Source organism: Mycolicibacter heraklionensis, assembly GCF_001021505.1.
Classification (GTDB): domain Bacteria; phylum Actinomycetota; class Actinomycetes; order Mycobacteriales; family Mycobacteriaceae; genus Mycobacterium; species Mycobacterium heraklionense.
Genome location: NZ_LDPO01000018.1, coordinates 46,053 through 61,225, shown reverse-complemented (window position 1 = coordinate 61,225; position 15,173 = coordinate 46,053). Strand labels below are relative to the sequence as shown.

At 72.9% G+C, this 15,173-nt stretch carries 2 protein-coding genes; one reads left to right on the top strand and one right to left on the bottom strand.

Annotation, left to right across the window (positions count from 1 at the left end):
• Window positions 1–304 precede the first annotated feature (304 nt).
• A complete protein-coding gene (locus tag ABW16_RS18360; RefSeq protein WP_047320632.1) occupies window positions 305–715 on the top strand; it encodes a GtrA family protein in 411 nt (136 codons plus the stop codon).
• Window positions 716–1,472: 757 nt separating this feature from the next.
• Here the strand turns inward: ABW16_RS18360 and ABW16_RS26805 are convergent.
• Window positions 1,473–14,753 (bottom strand): beta strand repeat-containing protein, encoded by a 13,281-nt coding sequence (locus ABW16_RS26805; protein WP_167344297.1) that lies wholly within the window; start codon window positions 14,751–14,753, stop codon window positions 1,473–1,475.
• Window positions 14,754–15,173: the final 420 nt, after the last annotated feature.

Here is a 15,173-nt window from a genome sequence, read left to right as displayed (position 1 = left end):
TCAGGTAAGGATTAGCTCTTGGCGGCTGACAGAGTCGTAAATTGCTAAGCCGCCGTTAAGGTAACAGAGCGCCGGCGACGACGGCAACCGGACGGAAATCAACAACCTGGGAACTTGTTGAAATGCCGGTGAACAGTGGATTTCCGACCGATGCCCCCGGTCAAATTGGACACGTGTCTAAATATGAAACGGATCACAGGAAAACTCAAACCGCTCACACTGACCAAAAAACTGTGAAATACATAGGCTTCCTGATATGTACCTGCGGGTCGAGGTTGAGCGGGCAGCTGATTAGGATTCCCGGGTGGCCGAGACAACACCCCGCCCCCTGCAGCTCTCGACGCAGGTGTGGCGTTTTCTGGTCACCGGGGCACTGTCGGCGGTAGTGGATTTCGGGCTGTACCTGCTGCTGTACCTCGGGGCGGGTGTGCCGGTCGACATCGCCAAGGGGTGCAGCTTCGTCGCCGGGACCACCACCGCATACCTGATCAACCGACGGTGGACGTTTCAGTCCTCGGCCCACGCCGGGCGGTTCGTCGCGGTGATGGCCCTGTACGCGTTGACGTTCGCTGTCCAGGTGGGGATCAACCACCTGTGCCTGCAGCTACTGGACTACCAGCGGTGGGCGCTGCCGGTGGCGTTCGTGGCGGCGCAGGGCACTGCCACCGTCATCAATTTCGTGGTGCAGCGGACGCTGATCTTCCGGGCGCGCTGAAACGACTGCCCGTTACGGATCTCAGCAGCGAGCACCGACGCTGCGGCGCTACGGCCGATCGGCCCCCTAGATGCCGTCGGCGCCGGCGGTACCGGTGGTCCCCCCGCCACCGGCACCGCCGTTCCCTTCGACTCCCCCGAGGCTGTTCTAGCCGACCTCCCGCGCGGACGGACGGCTAACCGTCAATAACTTAGTTCTCACGCTAATGACATTCTTCGCTTAGTCAAGAGTGGTTCTAATGATGAGGGCTATGGTGCGGCCCGGCGGCCGTCGCCGACCAACAGCCACCCGAGCTGGGCTGATCCAGATTTGATGGGCTAATTACCGTGGTTCAGCTGCGCGATATCGGACGATGCCGGGGTCGGTAACTCGCATCCGCGCGAGGTTAACGGTCCAGCATCTGGTACGAGACGGAAAAATAATCTCAGTAAACTTTAAGTGCTTCCGGTCGTCAGCGGCGTCCCAAAACCACCGCGGCCCGGTCGGAAGACCGGGCCGCGACTGGTTTGGCGGGTTCGGGGTTACGGGTTGTCCGCGCCGTTGGCCCCGAAGTGTGGCTGCAATGTTGCCGTCCGCACCGGCGCCGCCGGTACCGCCTGCGCTGCCCTTGCCACCGTCGCCACGGGTGGCGTCGCCGCCGGTAGCGGAGGTGTTCTCACCCAGTGCGTTGATCCGGCTGCTTCCGGCGTTGCCGCCCTGTCCGCCATCGCCTTCACCGCCGACGCTGCCGGTCGACGTACCGCTGGCCGTTGCCCGATCAGTGACTGGCTCCATTGCTGCCGGCAGTGCCCGGCGTACCGTCGGCCCCGCCAGGTCCGCCGTCAGTCCCGTTCTCGCCAGTACCCGACTGCCCGTTGAAGCCGCCGGTGCCGCCAGCACCGCCCTTGCCGCCGACACCGTTGAGGCTGGGAGAGACGTACGTACCGCCAGCACCACCGGCACCGCCAGCACCACCGATGCCGACGCTGCCGGTGACAGACGTGGGACCGCCCGCGTTCTGCAGTTGGACATTGCCCCATCCGCCCGCACCACCGGCGCCGCCGATCGCACCGTTGATGCCGTTGACGCCGCCGTCACCGCCTCGGCCGCCGGTCGCGATGCTGTCCACAATCTCAGTGCCCGGGTAGGTTGCCTGCAACCACGCACGACCGCCCAGTCCGCCGTTGCCGCCGTGGCCGTCGCCGCCGTCGCCAGCGGTCAAGGTGCCGCTGGCAGTGGCGTTGAAGGCACTCAAGTTGGCCGAACCACCCATACCGCCCTGAGCGGTGGCAGCGTCCGCATCGCCGCCGTTGCCGCCGAGAGAGACGCCGGAGGCTTCGGAACCGACGCCGCCGGCCAAGATGCTTCCGCGGTCGCCGGCACCGCCCTTGCCGCCATTGGTGGCGTCACCGCCATTGCCTCCGGTGGCGGTTCCGTGCGCTGTCCCACCGACGTTTCCGCCCTCGGGCCGAGCACTCTGGATGATGCCGGTCGCGCCCTTGCCGCCCACACTGCCGACGCCGTCGGCGTTACCGCCGTTACCGCCGGTGGCAGTGCCGTAGGCAACGCCACCGCTGCCAACCGGTTGATCGTTACCGACCTCCAGCTCACCGAACCAGCCCTGACCGCCCTTACCGCCATTGGTGGCGTTACCACCCGTGCCACCCTGCGCCACAGCTGTGTTGCCGCCGCCACCGATGGTGCCGCCCTCATGGTCGACCTGCAAGTAACCGCCGCCACCGCTACCGCCGATGCTCCCCGCACCGGTACCAGTACCACCGCCGCCGGCTGTGGCGGTTCCAGTGATGGTGCTGCCGGCACCGACCGCAATCACGGCGGCCGATCCGCCGAGACCGCCCTGACCGCCATCTGCACCAGCGCCACCGGCCGCCCCCTCGACGAGGGTGTCATGCACGGCGCCGCCCGCGGTTGCCGTCACCGTGGCTGAACCACCGCCACCACCGATGCCGCCGTTGGTGCCACCGCCCGCGTTGCCGCCGGTGGCGGTGGTACCGCTGATACTGCTATCGGTGCCATCAGCCGAGACCGTTGCATTACCACCAATCGCGGTGTTGCTGTTCTGGCCCGCGATCGCGTGACTGTCAGAGATGGCGCCGCCGTTGGTGGAGCTCACCGTGGCATAACCGCCCAGACCCGCGGCACCACCATCACTTCCGATGGCGGAGCTGTTGGTGATGGTCCCGTTGATGGCCTCAACCTGACCGATCCCACCGTTGACGGTGCTGCTGGCGTCGCCGCCGATCGCGGTGCTGCCGGTGATGTTGCCGCCGCTCGCCGCGTCGCCCAAGGTGCCGGCGAACACGTACGCCTGGCCGCCAAGGGCGCCCGAAGCGTTGACACCACCGACGCCGGACCCACCGTCACCGGCTGTCGCCGTGCTACCGGTGGCGATGCTGTCATCAGCGTTCGCCACGATCCGGCCCTGACCACCGGTGCCACCGCGGCCACCGGCGCTGGCCGCGCCGCCGTCGCCACCGGTCGCGGTACCCGATGCCTGGCTGTTCTGACCGAACGCCTGGATGTTGCCGATGGTGCCGTTGCCGCCCACACTGCCGGCACCGGTGGCGTCGCCGCCGTTGCCGCTGGACGCGGTGCCGCTGGCCTGCGAACCGGCGGCAAACGCGCCCACCTGGCCGGCGCTGCCGTTGCCGCCGACGCCACCGCTGAGACCGTCGCCGCCGGCGCCACCATTCGCCGTGCCGTTGGCCACGGCGCCGGCTCCGCCGGCGACCACGCTGCCGGTGGAGCCGCTGCCGCCCTTGCCGCCGCCGGTGGCGCCACCACCGTTGCCGCCAGTCGCGGTGCCGCTGGCTGAACCGTCGTTGCCGCCGATACCGGTCCGGACAAAGCCGCCCTGAATGTTGCCGCTGCCACCCTTGCCGCCGACGCTGCCGGCACCATCAGCATTGCCACCGGTGCCACCGTGGCCATCACCGGAAGCACTGCCTCCGGTGCCGCCCTCCACACCGGCAGTCACAGCCGAGTAACCACCGGCACCACCGGCGCCACCAGCGGTGGCGTTGCCGCCCGAGCCGCCCGTCGCGGTACCCGCAGTGACACTGCCGCCCAAGGCAGCCGTGACATCAGCGTCCGAGCCGGCACCGCCGACACTGCCGGCGCCGTCGGCCGTACCGCCGTTCCCACCGGTAGCCGCACCGTCGGTGATGGTGCTGGTGAGGCCGTCGGCAGTAATCCTGCCCGCGCCACCGGCGCCGCCGACACCAACATCGGTGCCCCCACCGCCGGTACCACCCGCGGCGTCGCCATTGGTGACCGATGCGCCGTTGCTGGCACTCACGGTGGCCGCACCACCGGCGCCGCCGCTGGTCCCGGAACCGGCGGCACCGCCGACGAGACTGCTGCCCGCGACGCTGCCGCCGGTGGTAGCCGTCACCGTGGCGCTGCCACCGGCACCGCCGACACTGGCCTCACCACCGGCAAGGGTGGTGTCCGCGACGGAGCTTCCGCTGCCGTGGAGCTCGACCTTCACCAAACCGCCGGCGAAGCCGTCCGTGCCGTCGCCACCCGTAGCGGTGACGTTGCTGACGGTCGCATCGTCATAGACCAGGAAGTTGCTGGTGCCGCCCGACGCCGCAGAGGTGACGTAGCCGGCACCGCCGTCGCCACCGTTGGCGTGGCTGTTGAGGATCTGTGCGCCCTCACCGATTGCCTGCAGGGAGCCCCGGCCGCCACCCGCACCGGCGAGACCGTCGTGACCGTCGCCGCCCGCGCCGCCCGTGGCGGTTCCGGTGACTGTGCTGTTCACACCCGAGGCCTGCAGCCAGCCGGTGCTGCCGCCGCCGCCGGTGTTGCCCCCGCCCAGGCCGTCGCCGGCGTCGCCGCCTTTGCCGATGCCCGAGGCGTAGGACCCGTCGGCGGTCGCGGCCACCTGACCGGTGCCGGCAGCCCGGGCGTCGCCGCCGGTCCCGCCGTCGAGACCGCTGCCGCCGTTGGCGCCGAACGCGCTGCCGTGTGCTTCCGCACCGACGCCGTTGCTCAGCACGACTGCCAGGCCGCCGTTGCCGCCCGTGCCGCCGCCGGTGGCGTCGCCGCCGTCACCGCCGGTGGCGTCACCGGTCGCGGTGCCGCCCACCGGGCCGCCATATCCGGCCTGGACCCAGCCGCCGCTGCCGTCACCGCCGACACTGTTCTCGCCGGTTGCCGTTCCGCCGTTGCCGCCGACGCTGTCGCCGTCCGCGGTGCCGTACGCGCTGGCATTGGTCGAACCCTCGGCCCCGGCGCCACCCTTGCCGCCGTCGATACCGTCGCCGCCGTTGCCGCCGGTTCCGGTGCCGCTGGCCGAGCTGTTCGTGCCCGTTGCCTCGACGGCGCCTCGTCCGCCTGCGCCACCGATGCCACCCGTTCCGGCACCGCCCGTGCCGCCGTAGGCGCTACCGGTTGCGGTGCTGCCCGTGCCATCGGCCAGTACCGCGGCCTCGCCACCGGCCCCACCGACACCGCCGTCGGTGCCGATGCCGCCGGCGCCGCCGTAGGCGTAGGCGTCGGTGATCACACCGCCGTTGGTGGCGGCGATGGTGGCCGCACCACCGACACGATCGGTGCCGTCGACGGAGAAGAGCGAGAAGGCAGAGACGCCGCGAGCAGACTCGCTGCCGCCGTTGCCGCCACCGCCATTGCCACCGGTGACGTGGCTGTTGGTGACGTGGCTGCCGTTATCGGCAGTGATCGACGCCTCGCCGCCGGCCGCACTGGCTGAGGCGTCGCCACCCGTCGCCGAGCTCTCCTCGATCGTGCTGTCGCCGGTGGCGTACACCGTTGCCGACCCGCCAGCGCCGCCGTCACCGCCGTTACCGCCGGTGACCTCAGTGTCGGTGACAGAGCTGCCCGTGTCGACCGTCACGGTGGCACCGCCACCGTCGCCGCCGTTACCGGCGTTGCCGCCCACGAGCGTCACGTCGGTGACCGTGACGCCTGCGCCGTCAGCGTTGATGACAGCCGCGCCGCCCGCATAGCTGTCGCCGCCATTACCGCCGGTGACGGAGCTGCCGGTGATCGCGGCCCCGTTGGTCGCGGCCAGGGTGGCATCGCCACCCGCGCCACCGTTGCCGGCGTTACCGCCGGTGATGCTGCCGCCCGTGATGGTGCTGGTCGCGTCGACAATGACGTTAGCCGCGCCGCCCGCGTAGTCCGCCGTGGCATTACCGCCGGTGATCTCCACGTTTTCCACGGTGCCGTCGATGACGAGGGTGGCGACACCACCGGTCAGTCCGGGAGCCCCGGGACCGCTGACAGTGCCGTTCGCGCCGTCGCCGCCCTTACCACCGGTCACCGTGGAGCCGCTGGTGGATCCGGTGCCGCCCACGTAGGCACCGCCACCACCACCGCCGCCACCACCGCCGTAGCCGATGTCGCCGGAGCCCAGGTAGCCCACGCCACCGACGCCGCCGTCACCGCCGAACGCTCCGGCGCCGACCCCCGCACCGGTGCCACCGACGCCGCCGGTACCGCCACTGGCGCCAACGCCGCCGTTACCGCCATTGCCACCGCTACCGCCAGACTGCGGGATCCCTCCGATCAGGCCCGAGGCGTCGCCGCCGTCGCCACCGTTACCACCGGTACCACCGGTGCCGGCGGCTCCGACGGTGCCGCTTGCTCCCGTGGTGCCGCCGGTGCCGCCAGCACCCGCCGCCCCACCAAGACCACTGCCGCCGTTGCCGCCGTTGCCGCCCTTGCCGGCCAACAGACCGGTGCCTCCGTCGGCACCGTCGCCACCGTCACCGCCCTTACCCCCGGTACCGCCGGTGCCGCCGTTTCCGCCCTGGCCGCCGGCACTGCCGGACAGGCCCGTGCCGCCCTTGCCGCCCGCACCACCGGTGCCACCGGCGCCGGCGTTACCGCCATTACCGCCCGCCGCACCCGGGGTTACTGCGTCGGCACCGTTGGTGCCGTCGCTGCCGGTGCCACCGGCGCCGCCCTTACCACCGGTACCGCCGCCAATACCGTTACCGCCGGCGCCACCCGCACCGCCCGCGCCGCCGGCGACGCCGTCGACGCCGGGGCCGGTGGCGCTGGGGGTCGGACCGGCGTCGCCGCCGTTACCACCGGCGCCACCACTGCCGCCGTTACTGGTGGATCCGGTGCCACCGGCGCCACCGGCGCCACCGATGCCGGCCGCACCGCCCGTGGCGTCGCCGCCGTTCCCGCCCGCACCACCGTTGCCGGCCGCGGTGCCCGCGCCCTGGTTGCCGCCGGCACCACCGACACCACCGTTGCCGGCCTTGCCCGGGTTGTAGTCCGAGGCGTCCGGGTTGACGTTGTTTCCAGCGCCCGCCGCGCCGCCGTTGCCGCCGGCGCCGCCGTTGCCGGCCGCGATGCCGGAGGCGCCATCGGCGCCCTTACCGCCCGCACCGCCGCTTCCGGCCCAACCGCCGGCACCCACCGCGCCGTCCTGACCGCCGTCGGTACCGGTGCCGCCCTGGCCGGCGGCGCCGCCGTCGCCGCCGTTACCGCCCTTGCCGCCGTCGAGGCCGCTGCCCGCCGTGGCGTTGGCGCCCGCGGCGCCATTGAGACCCTGGCCGCCCTGGCCGCCTCGGCCACCATTACCGCCGCCGACGCCACCGATGCCCTGACCGCCGGCGCCACCGGCACCACCGGCGCCACCATTACCGCCGTCGTAGCCGTTGCCATTGGCATCGGTTCCCGCGCCTGCGGCCGCCTGGCCGCCGCGGCCACCCAGACCGCCGTCGCCACCATGTCCGTTGGCTCCATCAGCGGCGTCACCGGCACCGGCGCCGCCGGCACCCGCGTTGCCACCGCTACCGGCGTTGCCTCCCAGGCCACCGTCGCGACCGGGAGCGCCCGCCACCGATCCCGGGTTGCCGGCCGTACCGCCGCGGCCACCCAGACCGCCGTTGCCGCCGGCTCCACCGACACCGCCACTGGCTGCGTCAACGCCTTGGCCGCCGGCTCCACCGACACCGCCGTTACCGGCGGCACCGCCCAGACCGCCGTCGCCGGCCGCGAAGCCCGGCGAGCCGTAACCGCCGTGGCCACCGGTGCCACCGGTACCTCCGTCGCCGGCGGCACCGCCGGTACCGCCGATCACACCGTTGCCGCCGACACCACCGTTACCGCCGTTACCGCCGACACCGCCGTTACCGCCGTCGGTGCCCTGCAGCGAGCCCCAGCCGCCACGGCCGGCTTCGCCACCGACACCGCCGGCCCCACCGGTACCGCCCGTGCCGGCGTTGGACTCGCCGCCGCCGCCACCCACGCCGCCTTCGCCACCATTGCCGGCGTTGCCGCCGACCACGCTGTGGTCGTAGCCGTCGGAAAGGGAGCCCGGGTTCTCTGCGCTACCGGCCCAGCCGCCGACACCACCGGCGCCACCCTTGCCGCCGGTGCCACCATTACCGATCAAGCCGGTGGCCGCGCCGCCCTCACCGCCAGCACCGCCCTTGCCGCCGGCGCCACCGGCACCGGTGGTGTTGCCGCCGTGCCCGTTCTGGTAGCCGCCGTTGCCGCCGTTACCGCCGGCACCGCCGGCGCCACCGGCGAAGCCGTCACCGGCGGCGTTGTCGGCGCCGGCCGCACCGGCACCGCCGTTACCGCCAGCACCGCCGTTACCCGCGGGCTTCAAGGGGTTATAGTAGATGTTCTGGCCGAACAGCGCGGTGTCGCCGCCGTTACCACCGGCCCCACCTGCCTGGCCGGTGCCGTCGGGGAGCTGGCCGACACCGTCTCCACCGTCACCGCCGTTGCCACCGTCACCACCGAGACCGACCGCGCCCTGGGAACCGTCGGCCGCCGAGGTGCCGTCACCGTTGTCGCCGCCGGCACCGCCGGCGCCACCCCGGCCGACCAAGCCACCGGTTCCGCCGTCACCGCCCTTGCCCGCGGCGATGTTGGAGGCACCGTCGCCGTCGCCGCCGTCACCGCCGTTGCCACCGTTTCCGGCGTTCCCCCCGACACCGCCCGATCCGCCGACACCACCGGCACCGTGCTGACCGGATCCACCGCCACCCGCCGCGCCGGCCGCACCGCCGGCACCACCGGCACCGCCGTCGCCGCCGACGGTGGCGTTGCCGCCAGTGCCGCCCTTACCGCCGGCAACGCCGGTGTTGCCCGAGTTGTCGGTGCCCGCAGCGCCATCGACACCGGAGCCGCCGGCACCACCGGTACCGCCCTCGCCACCCTGACCGCCATTGCCGCTGACACCGGAGATCACGCCACCGGCACCGCCGGCACCACCGGCGCCACCCTTGCCACCGGTACCGCCCGCGGTGGTCGCCGACGCACCCGCCGTAGCGCCATCAATTCCAGCCGCACCGGTCGCGCCCGCGCCGCCGGCACCGCCAGCGCCGCCGTTGGCGTGCGACCCACCGGCGCCACCGGCGCCGCCCTGGCCGCCGGCCTGGCCGGTCACGCCGTCGGCTTGCAATCCCTGGGCGTCGCCGCCCGCTCCGCCGTCGCCGCCGGCGCTGTCGGTGCCGGCACTGCCGGTGTTGCCGTCGCTGCCACCGGCGCCCGCTCCGGCCAGGCCAACGCTGCCGGCCGCTCCGCCGTCGGCGCCGTCGCCGCCCTTGCCACCGGCCCCTGCGGTGTTGCCACCGCCACCACCGGCGCCGTCACCGCCCTTGCCTGCGGTGCCGGCGTTGCCACCGCTGCCGGCGTTACCGCCGTTGCCGGCGGTTCCGGTGGCACTGCTGCCGCCCGCACCGCCGTTGCCACCGACACCACCCGTGCCGGCGTTGCCGCCGTCAGTGCCCGAGTCGCCGCTGCCGGCTTCGGCGGTGTAGCCGTCACCACCGTTGCCGCCGTTACCGCCGAGGCCGCCCGCACCGCCGGCGCCACCGACGAAGCCGGTGCCACCCTTACCGCCGGTACCGCCGGAGCCACCACTGGTGCCGTTCTCGCCGTCACTCCCGGCGGCGACGCTGCTGTGTCCGCTGTAGCCGTCGCCACCCTTACCGCCGGCGCCACCGGCACCACCATTGCCGAGGTTGGCGCGATCAATTCCGTTGGCTTCCAGACCACCCTGGCCGCCGTTACCACCGGCACCACCGGTACCACCATCTCCGCCGGCAACACCTGCGGTGTGGCTCTCGGAACCGACAGCGCCGTCCTTGCCGTCGCCGCCGTTACCGCCGACGCCGGCCGCGCCGTCCGCGCCGCGCCCACCACCGACCTCGAGGCCACCGTGACCGGCGTTGCCGCCGACACCGCCATCACCGCCGGCAGTACCTGCGGCCGCAGTTGAATCGGTGGCGGCGTCATAGCCAGCACCGCCGGCGCCACCGTTGCCACCCTTGCCGGCCGCACCGTTGGCACCGCTGGCGGCCTGGGCACCGGTGCCACCGGCGAGACCACCCGCGCCACCGGCACCGGCGTTACCGCCGTCGCCACCATCGCCGCCGGTGCCGCCGGTCGGGTCAGATGCACTGCCCGCCTGGCCAATTGAGCCGTCGGCGCCATCAGCGCCGCTGCCCCCGGCGCCACCGACGCCACCGGCACCGTCCACGCCGGCCGTGGCACCGGTACCGCCGACGCCACCATCACCACCGACGCCACCCTTGCCGCCGGATGCGCCCGGCGCGGCACCGTTGTCCGCGGCCGCGTCGTATCCGGCGCCACCCGTCCCGCCGGCACCACCATCGCCACCGTCGCCCTGCGCGGCGTGCGAACCGTCGGTGTTCAGGCCGCCCTGGCCGCCGTTACCACCGGCGCCACCCTTCCCGCCGGCCGTGCCGTCGGGGTCGGCCGCGGTGCCGGCGTTACCGACGGCACCGTCCTTACCGTCGCCACCATTGCCGCCGACGCCGGCCGTGCCGTCCGCGGCGTGCCCGCCACCGACCTGCTGCCCACCGTGACCCGCGTTGCCGCCGACGCCACCGTTGCCACCGGAAGTACCCGCGGCAGCGGTCGCGTCCGAGGCTGCGTCATAGCCAGAGCCACCGGCACCACCGTTGCCGCCCTTACCCGCAGAGCCGTTCGTGCCGGCCGAGGCGTAGTTGCCGCCACCGGATGAACCACCCGCGCCACCGGCACCGGCGTTACCGCCGTCGCCACCATTGCCACCGGCCGTACCGGTCCTGTCCTCCGCGGTGCCCGCGGTACCGGCCGTGCCGTCTGCTCCATCGGTGCCCGAGCCACCAGCGCCGCCGACTCCACCGGCGCCGTGCGCACCGGTCGTGGCGCCGCTACCACCGGCGCCGCCGTTACCACCGGCGCCACCGTTGGTGCCCGACGTGCCCGCTGCCGCACCCGCGGCAACTGCGTCATAGCCGGCGCCGCCCTTGCCACCGGCACCACCAGCACCGCCATTGCCCTGCGCGGCATGCGTGGTGCCATCAGCCTGCAGACCGCCCAGACCGCCGTTACCACCGGCGCCACCCGCACCACCATTGGCACCAGAAACACCCGCAGTCGTGGAGTCGGCGCCGGCATAACCCGCACCGCCCGCAGCACCCGCACCACCCACACCCGCAGTGCCCGCAACTCCATTGGCAGCCGGACCACCGAAGCCCGCCCCACCGGTACCGCCCTTGCCGGCGTTACCGCCCGCACCACCGGCACCACCATCGCCACCATCGACATGCGACGCCGTACCCGCCGCACCCGCGGCACCCTTGCCACCCGCACCACCGGAACCGCCGGCACCGCCGTTACCGCCGACACCCTGCTGGCCGGCCACCGAACCCGTGCCCCCGGCACCACCGGCACCACCGTTACCACCATTGGTGCCCGACTCACCGGCACCACCAGTGGCACCGGCCACCGTCGCGTCAGCACCCGCCTTACCGCTGTAACCAGCACCACCGGAACCACCAGCGCCACCATTGCCGCCCACACCGTCGGCAGCACGCGTGCTGCCATCAACCTGCAGACCGCCCAGACCGCCGTTACCACCAGCGCCACCCGCACCACCATTGGCCCCAGAAACACCCGCAGTCGTGGAGTCGGTGCCGTTGAAGCCCTTACCGCCCTGGCCGCCGGCGCCTCCGACACCGGCGTTGCCATCGGTTCCGCCCGCGGCCGCGACACCGCCGCCGCTGAGTCCACCGCTACCGGCCTTGCCGGCGTTACCACCCGCACCGCCGTTACCGCCGGCGGTGCCGTCGACATGGCTAGCCGTGCCGTCCGTACCGGTTGCGCCCGCGGCACCCGCGCCGCCGTTGCCGCCGTTACCACCGACACCGCCGGCGCCCGCCGCGCCATTGTTGGTGCCGTGCCCGCCGACGCCACCGGCGCCACCGTTTCCGCCGGCACCACCGTTGGTGCCACTGGCGCCCGCGGTGGCTCCGGCCACGCCTTCGAGTCCGTTGCCGCCCTTGCCGCCGGCGCCACCGTCGCCGCCATCACCTTGGGCAGCACGTGTCCCGTTGGTCTGCAGACCGCCCTGACCGCCGTCACCACCGGCGCCTCCGGCGCCACCGTTGGTGCCATCGACACGCCCTGTGCTGCCGTTGACGCCGTCGAAACCCTTGCCGCCGGCGCCGCCCTTACCGCCGACACCGGCCGAGCCGTCGTTGCCGGAGGCGGCGGTGGAGCCGTTGCCGCTGTCGCCGCCGACGCCGCCCTTGCCGGCGTTGCCACCGGCGCCGCCGGTCTGGCCCGCCGTGCCGTCGACGTGGGTGGCCGTGCCATCGGCGCCGTTGCCGCCCGTGGCGCCGTCACCGCCGGATCCACCGTTTCCGCCCACACCGCCGAGGCCGTGGAGGCCCGCGTTGGTGCCGGTTCCGCCGACACCGCCGGCGCCACCGGCACCGCCGTTGCCGCCGTTCTCGCCGGCCGCACCGGCGGTGGCCCCATCTAGGCCTTCGTAGCCGTTGCCGCCCTTACCGCCGGCACCACCGTTGCCGCCATCGCCGTCGGCGGCGCGCGTGTTGTCGGCGTTCAGGCCGCCCTGGCCGCCGTTACCGCCGGCGCCACCGGCCTGGCCCGCGGTGCCATCGGGGTTGGCCTGCGAACCAGCGACACCGTCCTGGCCGTCAGAACCGTTTCCGCCCTTGCCGCCGACACCGGCAGCTCCCGCGGCCGCCCGAGAACCGTTGGCTTCCACGCCACCCACGCCGGCGTTGCCGCCGGCGCCACCGTTGCCGCCCGCGGTACCCGAGGCCGCGCCGTTGTCGGAAGCGGCGTCATAACCGGCACCGCCGACGCCGCCATTGCCGCCCTTACCGGCGACGCCACTGCTGCCGCTGGCGGCGTGGTTGCCGTTGCCGGAGTCACCACCGGCACCACCGACACCGGCGTTGCCGCCGTTGCCACCGTTGCCGCCGGCCCCGCCGTCGGGGTCAGATGCGTTGCCCGCCAATCCAATTGAACCGTCGGCGCCATCGGTTCCGGATCCACCCTTACCGCCGATGCCACCCGCGCCATGAGTGCCCGCCGTGGAGCCAGTGCCACCGGCACCACCGTCGCCACCCACGCCACCATTGCCGCCCGAGGTGCCGGCCGCAGCGCCCGCAGCCACCGCGTCGTACCCGGCGCCGCCCTTGCCGCCGGCGCCACCGTCGCCGCCGGCGCCCTGCGCGGCGTGCGTGGTGCCGTTGGCCTCGAGGCCGCCCTGACCGCCGTTGCCGCCGGCGCCACCGGCACCACCGGCCTTGCCATCGGGGTCGAGCGCCGTGCCCGCAGCACCTGCGGCACCGTCTTTGCCGTCGCCGCCGGCGCCACCGGCGCCGGCCACGCCGGAGTCCGCGCGGGAGCCATCGGTCTCAAGACCGCCCAGACCCGCGTTGCCGCCCGCACCGCCATTGCCGCCGGCGGTACCGGCCGCCGCGGTCGCATCCGTCGCCGCGTCGTAGCCCTTGCCGCCGACGCCACCGCTGCCGCCCTTACCGGCGGTACCGGCCGCGCCGCTATCGGCCTGACCACCAGCACCCTGACCACCAGCACCAGCAAGCCCAGCGTTACCGCCTGCGCCACCGGCCTCACCGGCGGAACCGTCGACATGGGTCGCGGTCCCGTCGGCACCGTCGGCGCCGTCGAGGCCGTCGCCACCGCCACCACCGTTGCCGCCGAGACCGCCGACACCCTGGGTGCCGGCCGCACCCGAAGCGGCGTTGGCGATGAACCAGCCACCGGCACCACCGGCACCGGCCACACCAGCCGCGCCACCATTGCCGCCGACGCCGCCATTGCCACCGCTGGCCCCGTCGATCTCGGAACTGGTGCCGTCAACTCCGTCAGCACCTTGGCCACCGGCACCGCCCGCGCCACCGTTTCCGGCCGCACCGCCCTTGCCGCCGGCACCGAACAGGTACGAGCCCCGGCCACCGGCGCCACCGTTACCGCCGGCACCACCATTGTTGCCGTTCCCGCCATTGCCGTCGCCGCCGTTGGCGAAACTGCCGGCGAGACCGGCGGCACCGGCCAACCCGTCACCGCCCTGGCCGCCCACACCTGCCGTGCTGAACAGTCCCCACAATGCGGCGTCGCCACCGATGCCACCCGTGCCACCGACACCACCCGCGGTGACCGCGTCACCGCCGTTACCCCCGGCGCCACCCTGGCTGAACCAGGCGAACAGACCCGCGGCACCGCCGTCGCCACCATCGCCGCCCAGGTAACCGTCACCGCCGGCGCCGCCGTCACCACCGAACAGACCACCCTGGCCGCCCGCGCCACCGTCGATGCCGGTGCCGGTGCCGTCGGCATCCCAGCCCGCACCGCCAGTGCCGTAAATCCACCCGCCCGCATAACCGTCGGGGTGCAGAGCCGTGCCGTCCGCGCCGTCGCCAAACGGCCTGAACCAGTCGATGTCACCCCAATTGAACGACGCGTCCGCAGCGCCCGGCACATCCAGCGAGGCGGCCCCGATACCTGCCAGGTTTAGGTCCGCCAGGATCGCATCCCACATGGCCTGGTCACCCAGACCATCGAAGAAGGGCGACCAACTGCCCGGATCCAGAACCACCGCCCAGGCCGCCTGGTCACCCCAGTTGGCACCCAGGTCCGCCACGGCATTACCCAGGTCGGCACCCAACAGGTCCACCAGTAGATCGTCAAAATCGGCATGCGCCGGGGGCGCGGCCGCCCACGGCCCCAACCCGAACGCGAGAAACGCACTCACCGCCGTTCCGGCGCCGAACACCCGGTTGCTGCGATGAATCTTTCGACCACTCTGACGATGACGAGACATGGCACGTGCCCCTTAGCTGCAGATATTGACGACGGTGGCAAATCTGATGGGGGGCTAGGCTAGCAGTGGCAAATTCTTAGTCAACCCCTATTTCTGTGAGGAAACTGGAAGGGGGTGCCCGGGTGGATTCGCGGTTGACTGAACAGGTATTACCCAAGCAGCGAAGCGCTTAAGTTAATGCTCGAAATATATTCACAGTCGATCCCAACCACTTATATATTTCTCAGATTAGGTAAAAATACCGACGATTTGTTTGCCAGAGCGGACGGGCCGGGCCAGGCCGGTCAGCCCTGGGGCGTCACGACCATCGGAAGCGCCAGCGCCATTACGGCCCGGTCGAAGGACCGGGCC